Origin of the sequence: uncultured Campylobacter sp., from assembly GCF_938018035.1 — a bacterium.
Classification (GTDB): Bacteria; Campylobacterota; Campylobacteria; order Campylobacterales; family Campylobacteraceae; genus Campylobacter_B.
Genome location: NZ_CALIJF010000001.1, coordinates 1 through 1,274, shown reverse-complemented (window position 1 = coordinate 1,274; position 1,274 = coordinate 1). Strand labels below are relative to the sequence as shown.

Below are 1,274 nucleotides of genomic sequence, written 5' to 3'. Positions count from 1 at the left end.
ACAGAGTGATCTTTTGCGATCATTACGCCGAATAGAGGAAGCTACGAAATATCTGATTAAGCTGTGTGATGCCAATAGCACATACCACTGTTTTATATTGGGTACGCTAGATATATATGTAAACGGTAATATGCAAACAGCAATCAAAAGTCTTGAAAAAGTTTGTAATAGCGATCTTAAAGATAGAGATATAGTTTGCAAAAATATCGAGGAACTGAAAGCCTGCCTGAAAGACAAAGAGTGTAACCCTATAAAAAAAGGTAAAATTATTTTTGAAGGTGTCGAAAGGAAATTGTATGGGGAAAATTAATTTTGTATTTTATTCTATGATATTTTTAGCTTCTATCGTAATGGCTGGTAAGCCTACGGCTGAAGAGGAGAATCTTTATAACGAATGCGATAAGGGGAACGGTAAATATAGTTCGTGTACTAAACTAATAGAAATTTTATCTAAAAAATGCGATGGCGGAGATATGATCGGATGCTCGGATCTTGGTTATATATTAGGTCCTAGGCTTGGTATGCGTGAAGCTTCTATCACTCCTTATGAAAAATCTTGCAAAGCGGGTATAGCCGAGTCTTGTTTTGCTCTTGGAACACAAGACATAGGTTTAAGAGGCAACATTAAAAAGGCTGTTATAAATTACACTACGGCTTGTGAAAAATTTACCGATCAGAAAAAACTATTTAAACTAAGATCTTGCGCGCTGAAGGTAGCTTTAGAAAACTGCTTACGAGATGAGGAGGAACACGATCCCGTAAAGTGTGCGCTAGAAGCATTTGAAGAAATAACTGATAAATACAACGCAAATTCAACAAAGGAGTAAAAGATGGCGAATCCAAAGAGGGGTAAAGAGTAATAATGAAAGAAATTTATCCTGCAATTTCGGCACTTTTAATAACGCAAGCCGCGGCAGAGCGTAATCAAAGCGCAGCCGCTAGCAAAAGATAAAATTTACGTCGCTTTCTGATTTAAATTTATATCGTTTAGAGTGGCTGAAATGAAAGCGCTATTTTTAACTCGCAATAAAACAAGCGTGCAAATGGGTGCTTGATATGAGCGAGGAGGAGAAAGAGCAAATTTTATATTTGAGGCGATATTTAAAGCTAGGTTGCGAGGATGGCGACACGCAAATGTGCAAGGATTTAGGAAAAATAGGGAATTAGGGTAGAATTTTAAATACTAAATTGCCCCACTTGCAAGCTCATTAAATTCGGACTTTAAAATTTAATCTTAATTGGGCTATAATCTTAGAATTAATATTCAAAAAGGA

General features: G+C 36.2%; 2 protein-coding genes. Both read left to right on the top strand.

The window, feature by feature from the left end; translation table 11 throughout:
- On the top strand, positions 1-310 hold a 310-nt coding region (locus Q0257_RS00010), incomplete at its 5' end, for a hypothetical protein (protein ID WP_298019959.1).
- Entirely contained in the window at positions 297-827 is a 531-nt protein-coding gene (locus tag Q0257_RS00005; RefSeq protein WP_298019956.1) for a hypothetical protein, read from the top strand. The genes Q0257_RS00010 and Q0257_RS00005, both read left to right, overlap by 14 nt.
- Positions 828-1,274: the final 447 nt, after the last annotated feature.